This is a genomic window from Pantoea sp. M_10 (assembly GCF_008631515.1).
Classification (GTDB): domain Bacteria; phylum Pseudomonadota; class Gammaproteobacteria; order Enterobacterales; family Enterobacteriaceae; genus Pantoea; species Pantoea anthophila.
Map to the genome: position 1 here is coordinate 475,262 of NZ_VWUL01000003.1, position 23,752 is coordinate 499,013.

Annotated in this window: 19 protein-coding genes and 2 pseudogenes; 10 read left to right on the forward strand and 11 right to left on the reverse strand. The window is 58.1% G+C overall.

What is annotated here, in order from left to right; genetic code table 11:
* Positions 1–7 precede the first annotated feature (7 nt).
* The 3 genes and pseudogenes from aceF to F3I47_RS12015 form a co-directional block, all read left to right on the forward strand.
* Positions 8–1,909, forward strand: coding sequence for a pyruvate dehydrogenase complex dihydrolipoyllysine-residue acetyltransferase (aceF, locus tag F3I47_RS12005; protein WP_150028625.1), 1,902 nt, complete (start codon positions 8–10; stop codon positions 1,907–1,909).
* A gap of 160 nt (positions 1,910–2,069) precedes the next feature.
* Positions 2,070–3,494: a dihydrolipoyl dehydrogenase gene (gene lpdA, locus F3I47_RS12010; RefSeq protein WP_046101230.1), complete on the forward strand. Its 1,425-nt coding sequence runs from the start codon at positions 2,070–2,072 to the stop codon at positions 3,492–3,494.
* A 49-nt stretch (positions 3,495–3,543) separates the two neighbouring features.
* Positions 3,544–3,839: pseudogene (locus F3I47_RS12015) on the forward strand (integrase core domain-containing protein); the annotation flags it as partial.
* Between the two features lie 266 nt (positions 3,840–4,105).
* Here the strand turns inward: F3I47_RS12015 and F3I47_RS12025 are convergent.
* Together F3I47_RS12025 and F3I47_RS12030 are read right to left on the reverse strand one after the other, a co-directional pair.
* Positions 4,106–4,486 (reverse strand): annotated as a pseudogene (locus tag F3I47_RS12025) (hypothetical protein); the annotation flags it as partial.
* A 99-nt stretch (positions 4,487–4,585) separates the two neighbouring features.
* Complete coding sequence (locus F3I47_RS12030; RefSeq protein WP_150028623.1) at positions 4,586–5,491, reverse strand: LysR family transcriptional regulator; 906 nt, start codon at positions 5,489–5,491, stop codon at positions 4,586–4,588.
* A 105-nt stretch (positions 5,492–5,596) separates the two neighbouring features.
* Between F3I47_RS12030 and F3I47_RS12035 the strand changes: the two genes are divergently transcribed.
* The 3 genes from F3I47_RS12035 (at position 5,597) to yacL (ending at position 9,694) form a co-directional block, all read left to right on the forward strand.
* Complete coding sequence (locus F3I47_RS12035) at positions 5,597–6,106, forward strand: phenolic acid decarboxylase (RefSeq protein WP_150028622.1); 510 nt, start codon at positions 5,597–5,599, stop codon at positions 6,104–6,106.
* 419 nt (positions 6,107–6,525) lie between these two features.
* Entirely contained in the window at positions 6,526–9,123 is a 2,598-nt protein-coding gene (gene acnB / locus F3I47_RS12040; RefSeq protein WP_111208287.1) for a bifunctional aconitate hydratase 2/2-methylisocitrate dehydratase, read from the forward strand.
* A gap of 190 nt (positions 9,124–9,313) precedes the next feature.
* Positions 9,314–9,694 carry a protein YacL gene (gene yacL / locus F3I47_RS12045; protein ID WP_009092085.1) on the forward strand — a complete coding sequence of 127 codons (381 nt, stop codon included), beginning with the start codon at positions 9,314–9,316 and terminating at the stop codon, positions 9,692–9,694.
* A gap of 63 nt (positions 9,695–9,757) precedes the next feature.
* Here yacL and F3I47_RS12050 read toward each other — a convergent pair whose 3' ends face one another.
* The 5 genes from F3I47_RS12050 to F3I47_RS12070 all read right to left on the reverse strand — a co-directional run bounded on the left by F3I47_RS12050 (position 9,758) and on the right by F3I47_RS12070 (position 15,175).
* Positions 9,758–10,429: an SDR family NAD(P)-dependent oxidoreductase gene (locus tag F3I47_RS12050; RefSeq protein WP_190311311.1), complete on the reverse strand. Its 672-nt coding sequence runs from the start codon at positions 10,427–10,429 to the stop codon at positions 9,758–9,760.
* An 8-nt stretch (positions 10,430–10,437) separates the two neighbouring features.
* The gene (locus F3I47_RS12055; RefSeq protein ID WP_009092083.1) at positions 10,438–11,634 is read right to left on the reverse strand and encodes an exo-alpha-sialidase; all 1,197 of its coding nucleotides are present in this window, start codon (positions 11,632–11,634) and stop codon (positions 10,438–10,440) included.
* A gap of 1 nt (position 11,635) precedes the next feature.
* Positions 11,636–13,051 (reverse strand): sodium:solute symporter family protein, encoded by a 1,416-nt coding sequence (locus F3I47_RS12060; RefSeq protein ID WP_009092082.1) that lies wholly within the window; start codon positions 13,049–13,051, stop codon positions 11,636–11,638.
* Between the two features lie 79 nt (positions 13,052–13,130).
* The gene (locus F3I47_RS12065) at positions 13,131–14,015 is read right to left on the reverse strand and encodes a dihydrodipicolinate synthase family protein (protein ID WP_150028620.1); all 885 of its coding nucleotides are present in this window, start codon (positions 14,013–14,015) and stop codon (positions 13,131–13,133) included.
* 11 nt (positions 14,016–14,026) lie between these two features.
* Positions 14,027–15,175, reverse strand: a complete 1,149-nt coding sequence (locus tag F3I47_RS12070; RefSeq protein WP_150028619.1) for an iron-containing alcohol dehydrogenase — start codon at positions 15,173–15,175, stop codon at positions 14,027–14,029.
* Positions 15,176–15,362: 187 nt separating this feature from the next.
* On the opposite strand from F3I47_RS12070, the gene F3I47_RS12075 reads away from it, so the two are divergent.
* The 3 genes from F3I47_RS12075 to F3I47_RS12085 are packed head-to-tail and all read left to right on the forward strand — an operon-like array spanning position 15,363 to position 18,360.
* Complete coding sequence (locus F3I47_RS12075) at positions 15,363–16,619, forward strand: four-carbon acid sugar kinase family protein (RefSeq protein WP_150028618.1); 1,257 nt, start codon at positions 15,363–15,365, stop codon at positions 16,617–16,619.
* Positions 16,612–17,592: a D-threonate 4-phosphate dehydrogenase gene (locus F3I47_RS12080; RefSeq protein WP_058957908.1), complete on the forward strand. Its 981-nt coding sequence runs from the start codon at positions 16,612–16,614 to the stop codon at positions 17,590–17,592. Before F3I47_RS12075 ends, F3I47_RS12080 begins: the two co-directional genes overlap by 8 nt.
* A 6-nt stretch (positions 17,593–17,598) precedes the next feature.
* A complete protein-coding gene (locus F3I47_RS12085) occupies positions 17,599–18,360 on the forward strand; it encodes a DeoR/GlpR family DNA-binding transcription regulator (protein WP_046101239.1) in 762 nt (253 codons plus the stop codon).
* 47 nt (positions 18,361–18,407) lie between these two features.
* On the opposite strand, the gene speD is transcribed toward F3I47_RS12085, so the two are convergent.
* The 3 genes from speD to F3I47_RS12100 form a co-directional block, all read right to left on the reverse strand.
* On the reverse strand, positions 18,408–19,223 hold the full coding sequence (speD, locus tag F3I47_RS12090) for an adenosylmethionine decarboxylase (protein ID WP_009092072.1): 816 nt from the start codon (positions 19,221–19,223) through the stop codon (positions 18,408–18,410).
* A 22-nt stretch (positions 19,224–19,245) separates the two neighbouring features.
* Entirely contained in the window at positions 19,246–20,109 is an 864-nt protein-coding gene (speE, locus tag F3I47_RS12095; RefSeq protein ID WP_046101240.1) for a polyamine aminopropyltransferase, read from the reverse strand.
* A gap of 100 nt (positions 20,110–20,209) precedes the next feature.
* Positions 20,210–20,557 (reverse strand): YacC family pilotin-like protein, encoded by a 348-nt coding sequence (locus F3I47_RS12100; protein WP_009092068.1) that lies wholly within the window; start codon positions 20,555–20,557, stop codon positions 20,210–20,212.
* A gap of 181 nt (positions 20,558–20,738) precedes the next feature.
* On the opposite strand from F3I47_RS12100, the gene cueO reads away from it, so the two are divergent.
* Complete coding sequence (cueO, locus tag F3I47_RS12105) at positions 20,739–22,370, forward strand: multicopper oxidase CueO (protein WP_150028617.1); 1,632 nt, start codon at positions 20,739–20,741, stop codon at positions 22,368–22,370.
* Here cueO and F3I47_RS12110 read toward each other — a convergent pair whose 3' ends face one another.
* Positions 22,371–23,654: a cystathionine gamma-synthase family protein gene (locus F3I47_RS12110; RefSeq protein WP_009092062.1), complete on the reverse strand. Its 1,284-nt coding sequence runs from the start codon at positions 23,652–23,654 to the stop codon at positions 22,371–22,373.
* Positions 23,655–23,752 lie beyond the last annotated feature (98 nt).

Here is a 23,752-nt window from a genome sequence, read left to right on the forward strand (position 1 = left end):
GAGAGTAATGGCTATCGAAATTAAGGTACCGGATATCGGGTCTGACGAAGTTGAAGTCACCGAGATTCTGGTGAAAGTTGGCGACAAGGTGGAAGCCGAGCAGTCGCTGATCACCGTGGAAGGCGACAAAGCCTCAATGGAAGTGCCTTCCCCGCAGGCTGGCGTAGTGAAAGAGATCAAAATCGCCACCGGTGACAAAGTAGAAACCGGCTCGCTGATCATGGTGTTTGACGCAGAAGGGGCCGCAGAAGCGGCACCTGCCGCCGCCGAAGAGAAGAAAGCGGACGCGGCACCTGCACCCGCCGCGGCAGCAGCCACCGCCAGCAAAGAAGTGGCTGTGCCAGATATCGGCGGTGACGAAGTCGAAGTCACTGAGATTCTGGTGAAGGTTGGCGATAAAGTTGAAGCCGAACAGTCACTGATTGTGGTGGAAGGTGATAAAGCGTCAATGGAAGTGCCGGCTCCGTTCGCGGGTGTGGTTAAAGAGATCACCATTGCGACCGGCGATAAAGTCAGCACCGGTTCTGCCATCATGGTTTTTGAAGCGGAAGGGGCTGCACCGGCCGCTGACGCGAAGCCAGAACTGAAAGAAGAAGCGGCATCGGCACCCGCCGCAGCGGCGGGCGCAAAAGAGGTTAATGTCCCGGACATCGGCGGTGATGAAGTCGAAGTCACCGAGATCCTCGTGAAAGTGGGCGACAAAGTTGACGCTGAGCAGTCACTGATCGTGGTGGAAGGCGATAAAGCGTCAATGGAAGTGCCTGCGCCATTCGCGGGTACCGTCAAAGAGCTGAAAGTGGCGACCGGCGACAAAGTCAGCACCGGATCACTGATCATGGTGTTTGAAGTCGAAGGTGCCGCACCGGCCCCGGCGGCAGCGAAGCAGGAAGCCGCACCGGCCCCGGCTGCGAAACCTGAAGCTAAATCTGCGGCGCCTGCTCCGGCAGCCAAAGCGGACAGCAAAGGTGAGTTTGCCGAGAACGATGCGTACGTTCACGCTACCCCGGTGATCCGTCGCCTGGCGCGTGAGTTCGGTGTGAACCTGGCGAAAGTCAAAGGCACCGGCCGTAAAGGTCGCATTCTGAAAGAAGACGTGCAGACTTACGTGAAAGAGGCGGTGAAACGCGCTGAAGCGGCACCGGCTGCGGCAAGCGGTGGCGGCCTGCCAGGCATGCTGCCATGGCCGAAAGTGGACTTCAGCAAGTTCGGTGAAGTCGAAGAAGTCGAACTGGGTCGTATCCAGAAAATTTCGGGTGCGAACCTGAGCCGTAACTGGGTGATGATCCCGCACGTTACGCATTTCGACAAAACCGATATCACCGATCTGGAAGCGTTCCGTAAGCAGCAGAATGCCGAAGCAGAGAAGCGTAAGCTGGATGTGAAGTACACCCCGGTGGTGTTCATCATGAAAGCAGTCGCTGCCGCGCTTGAGCAGATGCCACGCTTCAACAGCTCGCTTTCCGAAGATGCGCAGAAGCTGACGCTGAAGAAATACATCAACATCGGTGTGGCGGTCGATACGCCAAATGGCCTGGTGGTTCCGGTCTTCAAAGACGTGAACAAAAAGGGCATTACCGAGCTGTCGCGTGAGCTGATGGCGGTGTCGAAGAAAGCGCGTGACGGTAAGCTGACTGCGGGCGACATGCAGGGCGGATGCTTCACCATCTCCAGCCTGGGCGGCCTGGGAACCACGCACTTCGCGCCGATTGTTAACGCGCCGGAAGTGGCTATCCTGGGTGTCTCTAAGTCGGCGATGGAGCCGGTGTGGAACGGTAAAGAGTTTGCACCGCGTCTGATGATGCCAATCTCTCTCTCCTTCGACCACCGCGTGATCGACGGAGCTGATGGTGCAAGATTCATCACCATTATTGGTAATATGCTCTCAGACATACGTCGTTTAGTTATGTAAATGTGAAGAAGGCCGGCGGATGCCGGCCTTACTTTAACGTTTCGTCGCGTCACGGTTGGCAGTTTGTTAACAATTCTGTAAACTCTTGCGGTGAAAGTCCCGGTGGAACAAGGGCATTATAAGAACGTCTGACCCGCCGGATATCAAATAAGAGGTCATGATGAGTACAGAGATTAAAACCCAGGTTGTGGTACTTGGGGCAGGTCCTGCAGGTTACTCTGCAGCCTTCCGTTGTGCGGATTTAGGTCTGGAAACCGTACTGGTAGAGCGTTACAGCACCCTTGGCGGTGTGTGTCTGAACGTCGGTTGTATCCCCTCTAAAGCGCTGCTGCACGTTGCCAAAGTGATCGAAGAGGCGAAAGCCCTTGAAGAGCACGGCATTGTGTTTGGTCAGCCCTCTACTGATATCAACAAGATTCGCAGCTGGAAAGAGAAGGTGATTAACCAGCTGACTGGCGGCCTGTCAGGAATGGCAAAAGGTCGTAAAGTCAAAGTGGTTAATGGCCTTGGCAAATTCACCGGTGCTAACACCCTGGTGGTGGAAGGTGAAGGCGGCGCGACCACCATCAACTTCGATAATGCCATCATCGCTGCGGGTTCACGCCCAATCGAACTGCCTTTCATTCCTCATGACGATCCCCGCGTCTGGGATTCAACCGATGCGCTGGAACTGAAAGAAGTGCCGAAGCGTCTGCTGGTTATGGGCGGCGGTATCATCGGTCTGGAAATGGCGACGGTGTATCATGCGCTGGGTTCAGAGATCGATGTGGTTGAGATGTTTGACCAGGTTATCCCGGCTGCGGATAAAGATGTCGTCAAAGTCTTTACCAAGAAAATCAGCAAGAAGTTCAACCTGATGCTGGAAACCAAAGTGACCGCCGTTGAAGCAAAAGACGATGGCATTTACGTTTCAATGGAAGGCAAAAAGGCACCGGGTGAAGCGCAGCGTTATGACGCCGTGCTGGTGGCTATCGGTCGTGTGCCGAACGGTAAAGGTCTGGATGCCGGTAAAGCGGGCGTGGAAGTGGACGATCGCGGCTTTATCCGCGTCGACAAGCAGATGCGTACCAACGTGCCACACATCTATGCTATCGGCGACATCGTCGGTCAGCCAATGCTGGCGCACAAAGGCGTGCACGAAGGCCACGTTGCGGCGGAAGTGATCTCCGGTCTGAAGCACTACTTCGACCCGAAAGTGATCCCATCCATTGCCTATACTGAGCCAGAAGTTGCCTGGGTCGGTCTGACCGAGAAAGAAGCGAAAGAGAAGGGCATCAGCTACGAGACCTCCACCTTCCCGTGGGCTGCCTCTGGCCGTGCTATCGCTTCTGATTGTGCAGACGGTATGACCAAACTGATTTTCGACAAAGAGACGCACCGTGTCATCGGTGGCGCGATTGTCGGCACTAACGGCGGCGAGCTGTTAGGCGAAATCGGTCTGGCGATTGAGATGGGTTGTGATGCGGAAGATATCGCGCTGACCATCCATGCTCACCCGACCCTGCATGAGTCAGTCGGTCTGGCAGCAGAAATCTTCGAAGGCAGCATCACCGATCTGCCTAACGCGAAAGCGAAGAAGAAGTAAGTTTCCGCTGCTGACGAAAAAGCCTCCACTATGGAGGCTTTTTTTTGGTCTGGATTATACGAAGACCAAAGCGATGTCACCACAGACGAACGGCATCTGCGATGCGCTTCCACATGACGATATTGCAGGAATTATATCAGGCGACTTTCCGCAAAAGCGGTATGGTGAACCCGACACATTACAATCTGATCTTGATGACTGGCTGGCTCACTTAATAATCAGCGAACTCATCAGGGGAAAATGTGCCCTGTCCGGACGCTTATGGAAATATTACCTGATGGAAAAAGCCTCTGGGCTGAGAAGAATTCAATCCAAATGTACTCTGATAATTACCTGTATAAATAACGGGTAATTTTCAGATGAAGTCTGAGCTGATAAAACTGAGTATGGCCCCATGAGGGGCTTACTGATTTGGCCGTTCAGGTAAGACCTTACCTATCAGATAGACAACTCCGATAGACAGACCAATCGCCATCAGCCGCTCATGCCAGGTTTCATAGTGAAAGAACCAGTAGCAGCACAGAAGGAGCAGCAACCCGCCTATGATCGCACCTGACACCTCTATAAGGCTATACATGATGCGTTTACCTAAGCTCAGCTTAGCAGGCCCATTATCTCGCATTAGCGTTTACCTCCTTCTCTACCATTTCAATGATCCGTTCAAAAGCCGGTTGCCCTTGCGTTCGCTTCACATTGAGAGCTTCTAAGAACGGGTTCAGAGCTGGCTCAAGTAGGAAGTAGAGTAAATCATAGTTCCTCACGCGTAATGCGTTATAGACTTCAGGATTGCTCTTTTGCAGCTTTTCAGAGGTATAGATACATCTCTCTGTCATGCCACCAATAAGCAGGGCATTACCAATCAGACCGCCTCTGACCGCAACAAGGAACGAGCTACGCTGCGCAATGGTAGTTGCTAACCTTCCTGCTATTAATGAGTTCGTAAGCGTCCGGCCAGCAACTGAAGCCATCGTTTTGCTATAGATAGCGTTCTGCGCTGGTTTTCCACGCTTGAGGGGGGATAAACCGCAGCTTCATCTTTGGAATGCGTTTTTTACGTGTTCCCCGCGTCAATGGAAACAAACTCAGCCTCCTTAGCGCTCAGCTATGCGCTTCTCCTGCGCCACCCGCTCCACAAACATCTGCGCCAGGGCTGCAATGGCATTGTTGCCGGGCAGCCTCTCTTCATTGATATACATCACCAGCGAACTGCTGCGTCGGCGGCCCTGCAACAGCGGCAGGGGGCGCAGTTCACCGCTCTTCAGCAGCCCGGCGATATTCTGTTCCGGTAACCAGCCATAGCCCAGCTGATGCTGGACTGCTTCAATCGCGGCGGAGAGCGTCGTGAAGGACCAGTTCTCCGCCTGATCGCCACTGACTTCGGATTGGTGCTGTTGCTGCCGATCCAGGATGGTGATGCAGGGCCAGCGAGCCAGCGTGGTGGCACTCAGCGGGGCAGGTTCAGTGTGCAGCGGATGATCACGATGGGCAACGGCCACGAAATCGATGCTCATCAGGCTCTCGCCAGCGACAGGGGCATCGCCATACTGCGCGACCAGCCAGAGGTCAGCCTGCTGCTCAGCCAGCCTTTCCGGCGTTTCGCTGCGAACAATTTCGCTGAACCAGATGCGGACATGGGGGTAGTGCTGCTGAAAGGTCTGCAGCACATCAAACAGCAGAGGTTTAGGCAGCGTCGCGTCCACCATCAGATCGATGCGCGAACGTTCACCCCGCTGCAGCGCATGCGCCTTAGCTTCAAGCGCGCTGAATCCCTCCAGCAATGGACGAACCTGAGCCAGTAGCTGATGTCCCTTGGCAGTGAGGACGGCGCGACGCCCCTCCTGTTGCAGCAGTGTCAGACCCAGCCGCTGCTGAAGCAGGCTAAGCTGATAGCTCAGTGAAGACTGGCTGCGATGATGCTTTTCTGCAGCCAGCGCAAAGCTTCCTTCATTCACCACCGCGTCGAGCAGCGCCCACTGTTCCAGTGTCGTTTTATGCATGGCAACTCATCGAAAAATTGGATTATTCAGTGCTAAAAATAGCGTTATTCATCTCATCTGTAACGCGCAATAATCTCCTCAAGGCAAATAAATGAGGAATTGACCATGAGCACTTTTGATAAACATGATCTGTCAGGCATCGTTGGCAAACACCTGGTTTACACCTACGACAACGGCTGGAATTACGAGCTCTACATCAAAAATGCGAGCACTATCGACTATCGCATCCACAGCGGCATGGTGGGTAATCGCTGGGTTAAAAATCAGCATGTCTATGTCGTCCGTCTGGCGCAGGATGTCTATAAAGTTTCCTGGACTGAACCTACCGGCACCGATGTCAGCCTGGCCGTGAACCTGGCGGATAAAATCTTCCACGGCACCATCTTCTTCCCGCGCTGGGTAATGAATAATCCGGAAAAAACCGTCTGTTTCCAGAATGACCATCTGGAAGAGATGGCTGCCTTCCGCGAAGCAGGTCCGGTTTACCCAACCGAAGTCATTGACGAGTTCGCAACGCTGACCGTGATCCGCGATGTGGGCGAAAATAACGAAAGCGTGATCGACTGCCCGCCCGATCAGCTGCCCGCTGACTTCCCGGAAAATCTGAAAAACTGATAGCAGGCAGAAGAGGCCATTAAGGCCTCTTCTGCACCGCTGTGTCTGGCCGGTGGCATCGATGGCCAGTCCTGCAAACCGCACCTTTCTATTCCTGCCCGTTATCGATTCTGCCCTGATACTTCTCTTAAACCGCGATAAACCTGACATTTTTCGGGGCTAATTTCCCCGGCATGCGGTACGCTCGGGACCGTCCGTTTACGCACAATCAGCCCGCGCAGACGGCGAACCGGACGGGCAGAATGGGCGTAGTCGATTATGTTGTATTTTTGTAAACAGATTAACAAACAGACGAAATCCTGCTATTCTGCCCTCCGCGAAACCGGGCACCTCAACCTGGACAAGAAAAGGGAAGGTTGTTCTCCATAAGTGAGCAAGGTGGTCGGAAAGCCCTACATAATGAGAGCGAGGATAACGTCGTGCTAGAAGAATACCGTAAGCACGTTGCCGAGCGTGCTGCCCAGGGAATTGTTCCTAAGCCTTTAGAGGCTTCCCAGATGGCCGCGCTGGTTGAACTGCTGAAAAATCCACCTGCGGGTGAAGAAGAATTTCTGACCGATTTACTGGTCAACCGAGTCCCACCTGGCGTCGATGAAGCGGCGTATGTCAAAGCCGGTTTCCTGGCGGCTGTTGCCAAAGGCGAAGCAACCTCTCCTCTGATCTCTCCTGAAAAAGCGGTCGAACTGCTCGGTACCATGCAGGGCGGTTATAACATTCATCCGTTGATCGAGGCGCTGGACGACAGCCGACTGGCCCCCATCGCGGCCAAAGCCCTTTCACACACCCTGCTGATGTTCGACAACTTCTATGATGTCGAAGAGAAAGCCAAAGCGGGCAATGAATACGCGAAGCAGGTCATGCAATCCTGGGCCGATGCGGAATGGTATCTGTCACGTCCTGAGCTGGCCGAAAAGATCACGGTCACGGTATTCAAGGTAACGGGCGAAACCAACACCGACGACCTCTCTCCGGCCCCGGATGCCTGGTCACGTCCTGACATCCCGCTGCACGCTCTGGCGATGCTGAAAAATGCCCGCGAAGGCATCGAGCCGGATGAGCCGGGCAATATCGGCCCGATCAAACAGATCGAAGCGCTGCAGGCCAAAGGCTATCCGCTGGCTTACGTCGGTGACGTGGTCGGAACCGGCTCTTCCCGTAAATCCGCCACCAACTCGGTGCTGTGGTTCATGGGCGACGACATCCCGAACGTGCCAAACAAAAAAGGCGGCGGCGTGGTGCTGGGCAGCAAGATTGCGCCTATCTTCTTCAACACCATGGAAGATGCGGGCGCACTGCCTATCGAAGTGGACGTCAACGACCTGAACATGGGCGATGTGATCGACATCTACCCCTACAAAGGTGAAGTGCGTAACCACGAAACCAACGACCTGCTGGCCAGCTTCGAACTGAAAACCGAAGTGCTGATTGACGAAGTGCGCGCCGGTGGCCGTATTCCGCTGATCATTGGCCGTGGCCTGACCACCAAAGCGCGCGAGTCGCTGGGTCTGCCGCACAGCACCGTATTCCGTCAGGCGAAAGATGTTGCGGAGAGCACCCGTGGCTTCTCACTGGCGCAGAAAATGGTCGGCCGCGCCTGTGGCGTGACCGGTGTGCGTCCGGGCGCGTATTGCGAACCGAAGATGACCTCCGTGGGCTCGCAGGATACCACCGGTCCGATGACCCGTGACGAGCTGAAAGATCTGGCTTGCCTGGGCTTCTCGACCGATCTGGTGATGCAGTCCTTCTGCCACACCGCCGCCTATCCTAAGCCGGTCGATGTGAACACGCACCACACGCTGCCAGACTTCATCATGAACCGTGGCGGTGTCTCACTGCGTCCGGGTGACGGCATTATCCACAGCTGGCTGAACCGTATGCTGCTGCCGGATACCGTAGGAACCGGCGGTGACTCCCATACCCGTTTCCCTATCGGCATCTCTTTCCCGGCCGGTTCGGGCCTGGTGGCGTTTGCCGCGGCAACGGGCGTCATGCCGCTCGATATGCCGGAATCGGTCCTGGTGCGCTTCAAAGGCAAGATGGAACCCGGTATTACCCTGCGCGATCTGGTTCACGCCATTCCGCTTTATGCCATCAAACAGGGCCTGCTGACCGTTGAGAAGAAAGGTAAGAAAAACATCTTCTCTGGTCGCATTCTGGAGATTGAAGGTCTGCCGGATCTGAAAGTTGAGCAGGCGTTTGAGCTGTCCGATGCGTCAGCAGAGCGTTCTGCGGCGGGCTGTACCATCAAGCTCGATAAAGCGCCAATCATCGAATATCTCAACTCCAACATCGTGCTGCTGAAGTGGATGATCGCAGAAGGTTACGGCGATCGTCGTACGCTGGAGCGTCGCGTGGAGAGCATGGAGAAATGGCTGGCCGATCCTCAGCTGCTGGAAGCCGATGCGGATGCGGAATACGCCGCCGTGATCGAGATCGATCTGGCTGATATCAAAGAGCCGATCCTCTGTGCCCCTAACGATCCAGACGATGCCCGTCTGCTCTCGGACGTTCAGGGCGAGAAAATCGACGAAGTGTTTATCGGCTCGTGCATGACCAACATCGGTCACTTCCGTGCTGCCGGTAAGCTGCTGGACAGCCACAAAGGTCAGCTGCCAACCCGTCTGTGGGTGGCGCCGCCAACCAAGATGGATGCCGCACAGCTGACCGAAGAGGGCTACTACAGCGTCTTCGGTAAAAGCGGTGCGCGTATCGAGATCCCGGGCTGTTCACTCTGCATGGGTAACCAGGCGCGTGTGGCAGACGGTTCGACAGTGGTTTCCACCTCGACCCGTAACTTCCCGAACCGTCTGGGGACCGGCGCAAACGTCTATCTGGCGTCTGCCGAGCTGGCTGCCGTTGCGTCACTGCTGGGCCGGCTGCCTACGCCTGATGAGTATCAGCAATTTATGGCGCAGGTCGATAAAACGGCCAGCGACACCTATCGCTATCTCAACTTCGACCAGCTGGCGCAGTACACCGACAAAGCGGAAGGCGTGATTTTCCAGACCGCAGTCTGATCCTTCACCTTGTAAGCATGCATAAGGGGCGATGATTCGCCCCTTTTTTTCGTCTTCGCGCCGGTCACCGGCACGATCAAAAGCTGGATTTCGCCTGACAGCCTGTAATAATGCGCGACGTGTCACATTATGCTGCAAAGCCAGCCGTGACACTCATTGAGTGACGCGACGACGTTGAGAGGAACGGGCGATGGAATATGAATTTTTACGCGATGTGACCGGACAGATTAAGGTCCGCATGTCGATGGATCATGAAGCGGTCGGCCACTGGTTCAACGAAGAGGTGAAAAACGATCCGGGTCTGCTGGATGAAGTCGAAGCCGCTATCGAAGACGTCAAGGGCAGCGTGCGACAGTGGCAGCGCATCGGCAGCGAATACACCATCCTGGTGGATGAGGAGGAGGTGATGATTCGCGCCAACCTGCTGGCGCTGGAAGATGACGGCATGGAGGAGGGGATGAACTACTACGACGAAGAGAGCCTCTCATTCTGCGGCATTGAAGATTTTCTGCTGGTCATCGCCGCGTACCGCCAGTTTGTGAACCAGTATGGCAATCCCGTCCGGCGCTAAATGCCGGACAGGTGGCGCTTCACGTCTGGCCGGGATGTGAAACCGCCCGGCGGCCGGGGCAGGTTAGCTCAGCGAGGCGCCACCGCAGATCACCAGTTGCTGGCCGGTGATTGCCGCTGCTGAGGGAGAGAGCAGGAACGCCACCAGATCGGCCACTTCCTGCGGCTGAATATAGCGGCCTATCGGCGGCAGGCGCGGCGGTGAACTGGCGCGGCCCGGCTGGTGCAGCATCGGTGTTTCGGTCGCACCGGGGGCCACGATATTGGCGGTAATGCCACGCGGAGCCAGTTCTGCCGCCCAGCTGCGCACCATGCCGATCATCGCTGATTTGGTCGCCACGTACTGACTGCGGCCTGCGGCACCGCCTGACGTACGGCTCCCCAGCAGCAGCACTCTCCCGCCTGCCGCCATCCGCGGCGCAAATTGGTTCGTCAGCTGTTCCGCAGCGGCCACGTGCAGCTGCCACAGACGGGCGCTGGCCGCCAAATCCAGTTCCCCCAGCGGCGCGGCCTGCATCATACCCGCGGCATGGATCACCGCCTGCGGCACAGGCAGTTGTTCCAGCAGCGCCTGCAGGGCAGCGCTGTCACTGATGTCGATCTGATGACTCTGCCAGCCCGGTTCTGTGCGGCTGACCGCCGAACGGCTCAGGCCGATCACCTGCCAGCCGTCACTCAGTAAGCGGTCACAAATCGCCTGACCGATGCCGGAGCTGGCACCGGTCACCAGCGCCATCCGTTCATTCACGCGTCACCTCCCTGCACCCATGACTCCTCAATCCGCACATATTTGATCGCCTGACGATACCAGGTATAGGCGATATGCAGTTCGCCATGCAGACCCTCTTTGATGCTGGGATAGGAGAACTCACGGTTTAACTTCTGCTGCGAGTTATTGGTCATACAGTAGCCATCGCCTTCGTCCAGATTGCGCTGCAGCGGCCAGCTTTTGCCGCCATCTGTTGAGATCGCCAGTGTCATGGGCGCTCGGGGCGCACCCCAGAAGGCGGTACGGCCGCTGTGTACCACCGCTTCGGCGGCCACCGCCACCTCACCGTCCTCTTCATCATCTTCAATTTCGTCATAGAGCGACAGGCGACGTTCGCTGGCACCTTCAGCGCTCATGGCGTTAAACACCAGCGCCAGATGACCATTGCGCAGCGTCGTGACCTGAATAGAGGAGTTGTTATTTGGCAGCGACAGCGCTTCGGGTGCGCTCCAGCTCTCTCCCTGATCAAACGAGCGGCTCTGGTAGATGTGATCGGCCCAGCGACTGCGGTAGAGCGCCAGCAGCGAGCCATCCTCCAGCAGGGTGACGTTCATATGGACGCAGCCGGTACTGTCAGGCACGCTGACATCGCGCCAGCTCCGGCCTTTATCCTCCGAGATTTTCACGGCGCTGACATCATAGTTACCCACCCATTTTTCACCGGGCGGCGTCAGGCAGTAAAAGACCGGCAGCAGCCAGTTACCATTCGGCAGCACCACGATCGGCTGACGAATAAAGGTGCCAGGCTTATCCAGCAGGGTGTCGATCGCGCCCCAGCTCCGGCCCAGATCGTGAGACTGACGATAGCGCACGATGGCGGTGTCCTGATTACCGGACTTCTGCGCCGTCCAGAGCAGCCACAGGACCTGATCGGGATCGAGGAACAGCACCGGATTCTGCTCGGACCGCGTCGGATCCTCAGAGAGTTTCTGCGCCTCACTCCAGCGATCGCTGCCTTTCTGCAGCCGTGAACACCAGACAGAGATATCGGCGATCCCCTCCTGGGTGCCGCCAAACCAGACGCAGAGCAGATCGCCATCCGGCAGCGGCAGCAGGTTAGCCGCATGGTTTTGCGGGCAGGAGGAGGGCAGCATCGCAACCTGCTGCGCGCTATCCTGCGGATGCGGCGCAAGCTGACCGGTACGTTCGGCGGTGACGGTTTCCTGAGTCATATTAGGCTCCACTCTTTTGTGCATTGCGTTGCGGTTGAGGCTGAGACTGGCGTGACGGGATGCAGCGATCAATCACCATAATGATCGCCGGCGTGGCCAGCGCCACATACATATTATCGATGCCAAACGGATTCCCCATCAGGAACCAGACGGAGGTGACCAGACAGGAACCAATCAGACCGGCGTTGGCACCGCGTGTGCTCTTAAACCACGGCAGATAGAACGCCATGATCGCCACGACGGTGATCGACAGGCGAATCGCGCGGGTAAAGAAGGAGAGCTTCAGCACTTCCGGGAAGAACAGCACAAACAGCAGCGGAAAGAAGCCGATAGCAATCGAGAACCAGCGCGTCACTTTGAACTCGCGCTCTGGCGTAGGGTGACGGTAAGGGACGTAAAAATCTTTCACCACCAGTGAGGCGATGGCCAGCGCCACGGTGCCGACGCTGACGAAAATCGAGGCCACCAGCGAGGTCGTCACGATGCCCGCCAGCCAGGGGGACATATCCTGCAGAAACACCGGCAGCGCATAGAGGCTCTTGATATCGGGATGGGCAAACTTCGCCGCCACGCCGATCAGTGCCATCGCCAGGCCGATAGGCAGGCAGAAGAAGAAGGCGACCCACGTGGCACGCTTAGCGGATTTGACATCTTTGGTCGAGGAGATCGCCTGGATCACAAACTGGGTGCAGAAGATCGAGCCCACGGTTCCGATCAGCCAGGCCACAATGGTACTGGCCCCGACGTGACCATCCCACGTCCAGTAGAAGGCGGGCATTTTCTCGATCATCGGGGCCACGCCGCCGGTCATCTTCAGCGCTACGTAGAGGATAATCAGGATCCCGATGTACTTAATAGCGCTGTGCAGCAGCGTCACCCAGGCCACCCCTTTCATGCCGCCAAACGCGAAGTAGAAGGTACTCACCACCGCGGTAATAAAGGCCGCCTGGGTCAGGTCGATCTTCAGCACGGTAGAGATCGCCGCCGCGCCGCTGATGTAGTTGCCGACGTTCACCAGCAGCAGCGCATAGATCATGATCAGCGAAATGATGTTTTTGGTCGAACTGCCATATTTTTCGGCGATCGCCCCGGAGATGGTGATCTTACCGGTGTTGTAGATGCGCTTCACCAGGATCAGACCAAACAGCGGGAAGCCAATCGCCGCGCCGATCACTGACCAGGAAGCGGCGAAGCCATTTTCAAAGGCGGCCTGCGCAGTGCCGATCGTGGATTTTGCCCCGATATATTCCGACATCAGCATGATGCCGACGATAAAGGCGGGCATGGCGCGGGAGCCTTCCATAAAGTCACCGCTGCTTTTACTGCGCAGCCGCCAGGTCAGCCAGGTGGTGAACAGGATATAGGCGACCACCATGCCTACGATCAGTAAGGTGCTCTCAGTTGAAAATGCGTTCATCATAACCTCGATTGTGCTGGCAGATGGCGACCATCAGGTTCGTTCTCATCTGACCGGTAGGAGACAAAGGCGATGGCGTTTATTGCAGGTAGTGGGTGACGATCTGACGGATCTGCTGCTGCTCTTCGGCGCTGAACTGCACCGCATAGCGGCTTTCACCCACCTCGAAGCCCAGCAGGCTGACCGCTTTTTTCACGGCGGCCGGTGAGAAACCGATGCTGTAGAGCGCCGTGCGCAGACCGGTGACGTTCTCCTGAGCCTGCTGCGAACCGGCAATATCGCCAGCAGCGAAGCGCGCCCAGATAGCGTTAATCGCCTCCGGGGCCACGTTGGCCAGCCCGGAAATGGCGGCGGAGCAGCCCTCAACAAACCCCTGATGGATCAGCGAGTCGGGGCCATTCAGCACATCAAAACCGTCACAGTCGGCGGTGGCCTGCAGGAAGCCGCGCAGGCTGTCATAACTGCCCGCCGAATCTTTGATGCCGATGATGTTGGGATGGGCGGCCAGCGTGCGCACCGTCTCCGGCTGCAGGGTATTGCCGGTGCGCGCCGGGATGTTGTAGAGGAACAGCGGCACCGTCAGCGCGTCAGCCACACGCCGGTAGTGATCGATCAGCTCCTGCTGTTTCAGCGGCACAAACCAGGGGGTGATCGCGGAGACGGCATCCACGCCCAGGCGGGCGATCTGTGTGCCGAGCCGGATCGTTTCACGTGTCGAGATTTCGCCGATGTGCGCCACCACCGCCGCGCGGCCGCTGACTTCATCCACGCAGGTGGCGGTGACGGCGAGCTTTTCCTGCTCGTTCAGCACAAAGAATTCGCCGTTGGTGCCGCCGCAGAAGATGCCGTTACCGGCCCGGATCTGTCGTCTGACCTGCTCACGCTGTCTCACCGGATCAAAAGCGCCGTCACGATCGAAGGTGGTGACGATGGCGGTCAGTACGCCGCTTATTTTCTTATTCATGACAATCCTCATTACGCCTGGCAGGAAGGAAACAGGGTCAGATAGACCGCGCGTACATCGTCAGCGGTGACCGCCATCGGGACATTTTTCATCAGGCGCTGCACGTCGAGCGCGGCTTCCACCAGATAGGGCAGGTGATCCGGGCCGATGCCCAGCGCTTCCAGACTGGCAGGCAGCTGCAGACGCGCCACCAGTGCGGTGAAGTAGTCGACCAGCGCATGGGACTTCGCTTCATCACTTAAACGGTGGTCAGCATCGGGCAGCAGGTCATAGGCCTGAGCGAATTTACTCACCGCCGCCGGACGGACAAAGCGCATGCAGGGGGCCAGCAGAATGGCATTCGCCACGCCGTGCGGCAGATGATATTTGCCGCCGAGCGGGTAGGAGAGAGCGTGCACCAGATGCGTGCCGGCATGGGCAATCGACGCGCCGCCATAATAAGAGGCCCACAACATCTCCAGTCGTGCCTGCAGATTCTCCGGCTCCCGCAGGGTGGTTTCGAGATTGGCGAACAGCTTCTTCATCCCGATCCGCGCATAGTTATCGCTGACCGGATTGGCGATGCAGGCGGTAAAGCACTCGATCAGGTGGCAGAGGGCATCAATACCGGTTGAGGAGGCGATGTGTGCGGGCATGCTGGTGGTGAGTTCCGGCACCAACGCGACGACATCGGGCAGCATGATCGGGGAAATAATGCCGACTTTGGTCTCTTTCTCCGGGATCGCCAGAATCGCATTGGGCGTGGCTTCTGAGCCGGTACCCGCGGTGGTCGGAATCAGCATGGAGCGGGTGCGGTACTGCGGTTTCTCCCCCGCCAGCAGGGCTTCCAGCGACGGGGCCGCATCCACGCACAGCACCGACAGCAGCTTTGCCACATCCAGCACGCTGCCACCGCCGATACCGATCACCATGTCAGCCCTGCGCGACGTGAGTGCGGCAAGAAGGGCGGCCACATCATGCTGGCTCGGCTCGGGGGGAACACTGTTCACCACGCTGATGTGGGGGATCTGCTCCCGGAGTTGCCCCAGCAGCGCCTGTACAGCCGGAATCGCTTCAATGTTCCGGTCAGTTACCACTACCGCGGATGAAACCCCCTCCAGCAGATAGCGCATGTCGTTTAACGCCTGATAGCCGCTGATCACCGTGCTGTTAATGTTCATTTCATACCCTTATATCGATCGCGTCTGAGCAGATGATTAACTTTGCTCATCTCAATGCGAGGTCAGTCACTCTGTATGGCTCATTTTATAGGGCATATCGATTTCGATTAATTTGAAGTTGCTCACATATAATCAATTATGATTGAATATAATCAATGGCAGCGGCAATCGCCTGACAGGAGTGAGGATGGGCTCATCATTATGGAAAACGCCGGTACTGGTCATCGCCGATGACTTTACCGGTGCCAACGATGCGGGAAGCGGACTGGCGCAGGCCGGCGCAGGCGTTCAGGTGCTGTTCGACACCCGGGGCGCGTTGCCAGAGACGGCAGATGTGCTGGTCGTCAGCACGGAGAGTCGGGCGATCAGCGCCACCCAGGCGGCAGAGCGCGTCACGCAGGCGGTGCACCACTTCGCGGCGCAGTTTCAGCACGGCTGGCTGTTCAAAAAGATCGACTCCACGCTGCGCGGCAATATCGGCGCTGAAACGGCGGCGGCACTGAAGGCCAGTGCGAAAACGCTGGCGCTGGTTGCACCGGCGGTGCCACGACTGGGCCGCACCACGCGCGGAGGTCACGTCCGGGTCCATCAGCGTCTGCTCACGGACACCGAATTTGCCAGCGATCCGAAAACCCCGATCGCCAGCGCCAGCGTTCTCGAACAGATGCAGATCGCCGGCAGCGTGATCGATCTTGCCACGCTGCGCAGCGACCGGCTTGATGCGGTGCTGGCGGCGGCGCACGGCATCGTCGTGGTGGATGCCGAAACCGGGGCGGACCTGGCGCGACTGATCGCCGCGGCTGCACGGCTGCGCGAGACGCCGCTGCTGGTCGGTGCCGCCGGATTAAGCGATGCGCTGGGCGCCGCGCTCCGGGTGCGAACGCCCCGGCCGGTGCTGGCGGTGGTGGGATCGATGAGCGAGAGCGGGCAGCAGCAGGTTGCCACGCTGCTCAGCCGGCGTGACGCAGCGAGAGTGGATATCGATATCCGGCAGCTGTTCCGGCAGCCCGCCTGGCCCGATCGGGATCGCTGGATCGACGAGGCGGCTGCGGCACTGCGGGCCGGTCGCCATACGGTGATCACCACCTGCCAGCACGAGGCGCAGCGGCACGAGATTGCGCAGCTCTGTCAGCACTTCAGCATGACGCGCCAGCAGCTGGGGGAGGCGATCTGCCAGTTTCTCGGCGAGATCACCTACCGGCTCTGCCGCACTGCGCAGCCGCATGCGCTCTATCTGTCGGGAGGGGATGTGGCGATGGCCGTCGCCCGGGCACTGGGTGCCAGCGGCTTTACCATTCAGGGTCTGGTGGCGGGCTGTGTGCCGCACGGGGTTCTGCTTAACAGTGAATTTACTCTGCCGGTGATGACCAAAGCGGGTGGCTTTGGTGATGAAAACACCCTGGTAGCAGCCATTGATTTTATTGAGGAGAAGTCGAGTGAGTAAAATTATTGCGATCACCATGGGCGACCCGGCGGGCATCAGCCCGGAAATCATCATTAAATCGCTCTCTGAAGGTGAGCTGAATGGCATTCCTGCCGTGGTGATTGGCTGCGCCAGTACGCTGCGCCGCATTCTGGCGATGAACATTACGCCTCAGGCCGAGCTGCGGGTGCTTGACCGGGTGCAGGATGCACGCTTTGCTCCGGGCATCATCAACGTGATTGACGAGCCGCTGGCTGACCCTGACGCGCTGAAACCCGGCGTGGTGCAGAAAGAGGCGGGCGATCTGGCGTGGCGCTGTGTGAAACGTGCCACGGCGCTGGCGCTGGCGGGCGACGTGCAGGCGATTGCCACCGCGCCGCTGAACAAAGAGGCGATGCATGCGGCCGGCCATCTCTACCCGGGGCACACGGAGCTGCTGGCCCACCTCACTGACACCCGGGATTACGCCATGGTGCTCTACACCGATAAGCTGAAGGTGATTCACGTCACCACCCACATTGCACTACGTAAGTTCCTCGACACGCTGAACCAGTCGCGCATTAAAACGGTCATTGGTATGGCGGACACTTTCCTGCGGCGCGTCGGTTATCAGGCTCCGCGCATCGCCGTGGCGGGCGTCAATCCCCATGCCGGAGAGAACGGGCTGTTTGGCGATGAGGAGATCACCACCGTTGCACCTGCCATTCAGGCGATGAAAGCGCAGGGGATAGATGTCGCCGGGCCGTGCCCGCCGGACACGGTGTTCCTGCAATGCCAGGAGGGGCACTATGACATGGTGGTCGCGATGTACCACGATCAGGGGCATATCCCGCTGAAGCTGCTGGGCTTCTATGACGGCGTCAACATTACTGCCGGCCTGCCGTTTATCCGCACCTCTGCGGACCACGGCACCGCCTTTGATATCGCCTGGACAGGTAAAGCGAAGTCTGAGAGCATGGCGATCTCCATCAAACTCGCGATGCAGCTCGCATAGGGAAATATGAAGGGACAGAGCCGTCTTGACCAGATTATGGATTATCTGAAAAGCCATAATCTGGTGACTGTTGAGCAACTGGTCAGTGCGATCTCCGCCTCACCCGCCACGATTCGCCGTGATTTGATCAAGCTGGATAAAGAGGGCGTGATCAGCCGCAGTCACGGTGGTGTCACCCTGAATCGGTTTATTCCCGCCCAGCCGACCACCCTGGAGAAGATGCAGCGTCACCTGGCGGAGAAGCAGGCCATCGCGGAGTGCGCCGCCAGCTTTGTCCGGGCAGGCGATGCCATCGTGCTGGATGCCGGCACCACCATGCTGGAACTGGCGCGTCAGCTGACGCATCTGCCGCTGCGGGTGATCACGGCCGATCTGCATATTGCGCTGTTTCTGTCGGAATTTAAGCAGATTGAGGTGACGATTATCGGCGGGCGGATTGATGACTCCAGTCAGTCCTGCGTGGGGGAACATGGACGCCGGTTGCTGCGCAGCATCAATCCCGATATCGCCTTCGTCAGCTGTAACTCCTGGAGCCTGGAGCGCGGCATCACCACGCCGACCGAGGAGAAAGCGGGGCTGAAACATGACCTGCTGGCCAATGCGGCTCGCCGGGTTCTGCTGGCGGACAGCAGCAAATATGGTTCCTGGTCGCTGTTCTGCGCGGCACCGCTGGATGAGCTGACCGACGTGGTGACAGACAGCGGTTTAGAGGACGCGGTCTGCCGCACGCTGCGCGAGCGCGGCATTGCGCTCGCGCTGACAGCCTGAGAGACAGCACGCGCAGGTTACCGCCGGTAACGCTGCGCGCCGGGTGATTACAGCGTCTTCAGACCGACAGAAGGGATGTTTCTGCCGTAGTAGATCTCACGCATCTCTTTCCACAGCAGGTCGGTGATGCGTTTGTGCTCCTGCGGGCTGAGATCTTCCGGACGGGTGTTAAACAGGTAGTGCTTCAGCTCAAACTCTTTCAGCAACATCTTGGTGTGGAAGATGTTTTCCTGATAGACGTTCACATCCACCATGTCATACATCGCCTTCATATCCTCAGACATGAAGTTCTGAATCGAATTAATCTCGTGGTCGATAAAGTGCTTCATCCCTTTCACGTCACGGGTAAAGCCGCGCACCCGGTAATCGACGGTGACGATGTCTGACTCCAGCTGGTGGATCAGGTAGTTCAGCGCTTTCAGCGGTGAGATCACGCCACAGGTTGAGACTTCAATATCCGCGCGGAACGTGCAGAGTCCGCCTTCAGGGTGGCTCTCCGGATAGGTGTGCACGCAGATATGGCTCTTATCCAGATGGGCCACCACCGAGTTGGGCAGGGGACCCGGATGTTCTGAGTTATCGATATCTTTTGGATCGATCGGCTCTTCGCTGACCAGAATCGTGACGCTGGCTCCCTGCGGCTCATAATCCTGACGCGCGATGTTCAGCACGTTGGCACCGATGATGGAGCAGGTCTCGGTCAGGATCTCCGTCAGGCGATTCGCGTTATATTGTTCATCGATATAGGCGATGTACCCATCGCGTTCAGCTTCAGTATTCGCATAGCAGATATCGTAAATACAAAAACTCAGGCTTTTCGTCAGGTTGTTGAAGCCATGTAGTTTTAGCTTTTGCAATTTCATTCACCCCCTTAGAAATGTGCTGTCAGCACGCGGCAGACAGCGCATTCAACAGATATTGTGGCAGGGCAAAGCTGCCGGTATGGATGGCTGGCGTGTAGTAACGGCAGGCCAGGCCAGCGGCCTCGAAACGCGCCTGCAGCGTGGCGGTATCCAGGTGGCGCAGCGCCGGATTGTCGCTCGCCCAGGCAAACGTCATGATGCCGCCGTAGTAGGTCGGGATCGCGGCCTGATAGAAGCTGACATCCGCAAAGTAGTGACCCAGCTTGCGATGGCTGTTCACCGCCTCATCCTGCTGCAGGAAGCAGACGCCATTCTGTGCCACAAAGATGCCATTTTCATTAAGGGCCGCTTTGCAGCCGGCATAAAATTCAGAGGTGAACAGACTCTCGCCCGGACCAATCGGATCGGTACAGTCGGAGATGATCACATCGAATTTTTCCTGCGTCTGATTGACGAAGTTTACCCCGTCATCGATCACCAGCGTAAAGCGCGGATCGTCGTAGGCGCCTGCGCTGTGGTTCGGCAGGTACTGGCGGCAAAAGGTCACGACGCCCGCATCGATCTCCACCATGGTAATCTTTTCGATCTGGGAATGACGCGACACTTCACGCAGCATCGCACCGTCACCACCGCCAATGATCAGCACGCTCTTCGCGGCGCCATGCGCCAGCAGGGGAACGTGAGTCATCATTTCATGATAGATAAATTCGTCACGCTCGGTCGTCTGAACCACACCGTCCAGCGCCATGACGCGACCCATCGCGGCATTTTCGAAAATGATTAAATCCTGATGCGCAGTCTTTTCACGGTACAGCTCTTTGTCTACCGTAAAATACTGGCCAAAACCGGCATGAAGGGTTTCATGCCACGTTTCATTGTGGGCCATGGTGCTCTCCTCTGATGTCGCCATGAAGATGGGCGGCACATCATAGCTAACACTGACCGTGGTTGCACGGTCAAATGTCCGACAGCAGAGGGCGGGGGCGTTACCTGACGTAAGCCAGCAGGCTCAGTGAATCGCGGGCCAGAGACTTGCACTTTTTGTCGTTGGTGATGGCGATGCCGCTGAGATCGCGATAGCTCTCTTCGCCCAGCGCTTTCATGTTGTAGTTGCTGTAGTTGCTTAAATCCCAGCGGTTCTGCTGAGCAAAAAAGACCAGCGCTTTGCGAATCTGCGCGTCCGGAAGATCCTGATAGCCACAATCATTTTTCAGATAGACGAAAACCGCCGTGAGATCCGCCAGATCTTCCGCTTCGGATTCACTCAGGGCAAAACTGGTGGAGGAGAAGCCAAGGAGTCCCGTCAGCAGCAGGATCTTGATGCTTTGCTTCATAGTCGTTCTCTTCAATGGATATTGTTAATGACGTTAGCACAGTTGCTCTCAGGTTTTCGATTAATTTGCCGTGGTGAGCCGCTGCGCCGCCTTTTTTCGTCAGATTCTCACGGGTAGCGCTTGACCTTCCCATAAGGTCAGGGTTTAGGCTGTGCGCTCTGATGCCACAAGGATGATCACCATGCAACGTCGCCACTTCCTGAAACTCACCGCCGCACTAAGTGCAGCCGGAGCGTTACCGCTCTGGAGCCGTTCGCTGATGGCAGCACCCCGTCCGCTGCTGCCGATTCCCTCTCTGCTGGAACCCGACGCCAGAGGCACATACAGCCTTACCGCCATGCAGGGGAGCACGCAGTGGAACGGCAAAGCGGTGCCGACCTGGGGCTACAACGGCAGCCTGCTGGGGCCGGTACTGCGGCTACAGCGCGGCCAGCCGGTGACGGTGAACATTCATAACCGGCTCAGCGAAGCGACTACGCTCCACTGGCACGGGCTGGAAATCCCTGGCGCGGTGGATGGCGGACCGCAGGCGGCGATAGCCCCCGGCGGCTCGCGTCAGGTCTCCTTCACGCCCGATCAGCCCGCCGCAACCTGCTGGTATCACCCTCATCTGCACGGCAAAACCGGGCATCAGGTGGCGCAGGGGCTGGCGGGCCTGATCCTGCTGGAAGATAAAGAGAGCGGCACACTGCGGCTGCCTGTGCAGTGGGGCGTGGATGATGTGCCGCTGATTTTTCAGGATAAGCAGCTGACTCAGGATGGCCGCCATATCGACTATCAGCTCGACGTAATGCGCGCGGCGGTAGGCTGGTTTGGTGACATGATGCTGACTAACGGGGCGCACTATCCGCAGCATGCGGTGCCGCGCGGCTGGCTGCGGCTGCGCCTGCTCAATGGCTGTAATGCCCGGTCGCTGCACGTTGCCGCCAGTGATAAACGTCCTCTCTATGTGATCGCCAGCGACGGCGGTCTGCTGGCGGAGCCGGTCAGCGTCGACGCGTTGCCGATCCTGCCGGGTGAGCGCTTTGAGGTGATGATCGACACCTCCGACGGCAAAGCCTTTGATCTGGTGACGCTGCCCACCGATCAGATGGGGATGACGCTGCCGCCATTCGATCAGCCGCTGCCGCTGGTGCAGATCCTGCCGCTGCGGGTGATGGCCAGTGCCACGCTGCCGGATCGGCTGGCGACGCTGCCCGCTCTGCCCGCGACAGAGGGGCTGCACACCCGCTGGCTGCAGCTGATGATGGACCCGCAGCTGGACCAGCAGGGGATGCAGGCGCTGATGCAGCGCTATGGCGAGAAAGCGATGGGGAAAGGCGGGCATCACGCGATGCCGCAGAGGCAGGCAAAAGCCGGGGAGACGGGCGACCATCCGGCGATGGCGCAGGCGCACGGCTCATCCGCCGCGCCGATGGATCACAGCATGCACGGTATGGCGGGTATGGCGCAGCCAGCGGGTTATGATTTCCGAAACGGCAATAAAATCAACGGTCAGGCGTTTGATATGACGAAACCGTCGTTTGCGGTGAAGCTGGGCGACTATGAGAAGTGGACGATCTCCGGCGAAGGCGATGCGATGCTGCATCCGTTTCATATTCACGGCACGCAGTTCCGCATTCTCTCCGAGAATGGCAAACCGCCGGCACCCCATCGCCAGGGCTGGAAAGATATGGTCAATGTCGACGGCTGGCGCAGTGAAGTGCTGGTGCGCTTCAACTATGTCGCCGCCGCCGAACACGCTTATATGGCCCACTGTCATCTGCTGGAGCATGAAGATACCGGCATGATGCTGGGCTTTACCGTGAGCTGATTACGCCTGCTCCAGCGCCAGCTTCACATCTTCAATCAGGTCGCCCGCGTTCTCAATGCCAATCGACAGCCGCACCGTGGCGTCAGTGATACCGATTCGCTGACGCACCGCCTGCGGCACGCCGGAGTGGGTGGTGCTGCCCGGATGGCTGGCCAGCGACTCGGTGCCGCCCAGACTCACCGCCTGCTTGAACAGCGACAGCGCATTGAGGAAACGGAACGCCGCAGGCTGGCCGCCGACGATATCGAACGAGAAGGTCGAACCGGCGCCGCTGCACTGCTCGCGATACGTTTTGCCCTCGGCGCTCTCCGCGTCGAGATAGGGCAGCCAGTGCAGCTTCGCCACTTTCGGGTGATCGCGCAGAAACGCCGCTACGGCTTCCGCATTCTGCCAGGCCTTTTCCATGCGTAGCGACAGCGTTTCCAGCGATCGGCTTAGCATCCAGCTTGAGTGCGGGTCCAGCTGGGTGCCGATGGCGCTGCGCAGGGCGCGCACTTTTGCCATCAGTGCTTTGCTGCCCATCGCCGCCCCCGCAATCAGGTCCGAATGCCCCCCCACATATTTAGTCAGCGAGTAGAGCGAGAGATCCGCGCCCAGGGTCAGCGGCTGCTGGAACAGCGGGCCGAGCAGCGTGTTGTCACAGGCGATAATCGGTCGGGAGCCCTGCTGCTGGTCAATTTCATCAGCGATACGCGCCATCAGACGAATGTTGACCAGGCTGTTGGTGGGGTTCGCCGGGGTTTCAATCAGGATAATCGCCACGCGGCCCTGCGCCATCGCCTGCTGTGCCGCTTCACGCACTCTAGCCTCATCATTGCCGTCGCTGAAGCCAACCGCGCCGATCTCCAGATTGTGCAGCGTCTTGCTGAGCAGAGTTTCGGTGCCCCCATACAGCGGCTGGGAGTGCAGGATCACCTCGCCGGGACGGGCAAAGGTCAGCAGGGTGGTGGCGATAGCGGCCATGCCGGAGGAGAAAAGCGAACAGCTCTCCGCCTGCTCATAGACGGCCAGCCGATCCTCCACGATTTCGCTGTTAGGGTGGTTAAAGCGGGAGTAGACCAGCCCGCCCGATTTGCCCTCTGGCGGCTCGCGCCGGCCGGAGACGTAATCGAAGAAATCGCGTCCCTCTTCGGCGCTGTCGAAGACAAAGGTGGAGGTCAGAAAGACCGGCGGCTTCACCGCGCCTTCTGACAGGCGGGGATCGTAGCCATAGTTCAGCATCTGCGTTTCAGGGTGCAGCGGCCTGTCGCCGATATGCGTTTTCTTGCTTGAAGGTGAAGTCATTGTGATCTCCGGCCTGCGGCGCGAGTAGGGTAACGATATGTTGGATAAAGGCTACCATGCAGCGAATCATGCTGGTAAATGCCGTAATGTTCTAAGGT

Excerpts from the sequence above, each read along its gene's own strand:
- yacL (WP_009092085.1), top strand. The coding sequence starts at position 9,314 with ATGGAATATGAATTTTTACGCGATGTGACCGGACAGATTAAGGTCCGC.
- F3I47_RS12055 (WP_009092083.1), bottom strand. The coding sequence starts at position 11,634 with ATGACTCAGGAAACCGTCACCGCCGAACGTACCGGTCAGCTTGCGCCG.
- F3I47_RS12065 (WP_150028620.1), bottom strand. The coding sequence starts at position 14,015 with ATGAATAAGAAAATAAGCGGCGTACTGACCGCCATCGTCACCACCTTC.
- speE (WP_046101240.1), bottom strand. The coding sequence starts at position 20,109 with ATGGCCCACAATGAAACGTGGCATGAAACCCTTCATGCCGGTTTTGGC.
- F3I47_RS12070 (WP_150028619.1), bottom strand. The coding sequence starts at position 15,175 with ATGAACATTAACAGCACGGTGATCAGCGGCTATCAGGCGTTAAACGAC.
- F3I47_RS12060 (WP_009092082.1), bottom strand. The coding sequence starts at position 13,051 with ATGAACGCATTTTCAACTGAGAGCACCTTACTGATCGTAGGCATGGTG.
- lpdA (WP_046101230.1), top strand. The coding sequence starts at position 2,070 with ATGAGTACAGAGATTAAAACCCAGGTTGTGGTACTTGGGGCAGGTCCT.
- speD (WP_009092072.1), bottom strand. The coding sequence starts at position 19,223 with ATGAAATTGCAAAAGCTAAAACTACATGGCTTCAACAACCTGACGAAA.
- F3I47_RS12075 (WP_150028618.1), top strand. The coding sequence starts at position 15,363 with ATGGGCTCATCATTATGGAAAACGCCGGTACTGGTCATCGCCGATGAC.
- F3I47_RS12100 (WP_009092068.1), bottom strand. The coding sequence starts at position 20,557 with ATGAAGCAAAGCATCAAGATCCTGCTGCTGACGGGACTCCTTGGCTTC.
- F3I47_RS12050 (WP_190311311.1), bottom strand. The coding sequence starts at position 10,429 with ATGGCGCTGGTGACCGGTGCCAGCTCCGGCATCGGTCAGGCGATTTGT.
- F3I47_RS12030 (WP_150028623.1), bottom strand. The coding sequence starts at position 5,491 with ATGCATAAAACGACACTGGAACAGTGGGCGCTGCTCGACGCGGTGGTG.
- F3I47_RS12085 (WP_046101239.1), top strand. The coding sequence starts at position 17,599 with ATGAAGGGACAGAGCCGTCTTGACCAGATTATGGATTATCTGAAAAGC.
- F3I47_RS12035 (WP_150028622.1), top strand. The coding sequence starts at position 5,597 with ATGAGCACTTTTGATAAACATGATCTGTCAGGCATCGTTGGCAAACAC.
- F3I47_RS12110 (WP_009092062.1), bottom strand. The coding sequence starts at position 23,654 with ATGACTTCACCTTCAAGCAAGAAAACGCATATCGGCGACAGGCCGCTG.
- aceF (WP_150028625.1), top strand. The coding sequence starts at position 8 with ATGGCTATCGAAATTAAGGTACCGGATATCGGGTCTGACGAAGTTGAA.
- cueO (WP_150028617.1), top strand. The coding sequence starts at position 20,739 with ATGCAACGTCGCCACTTCCTGAAACTCACCGCCGCACTAAGTGCAGCC.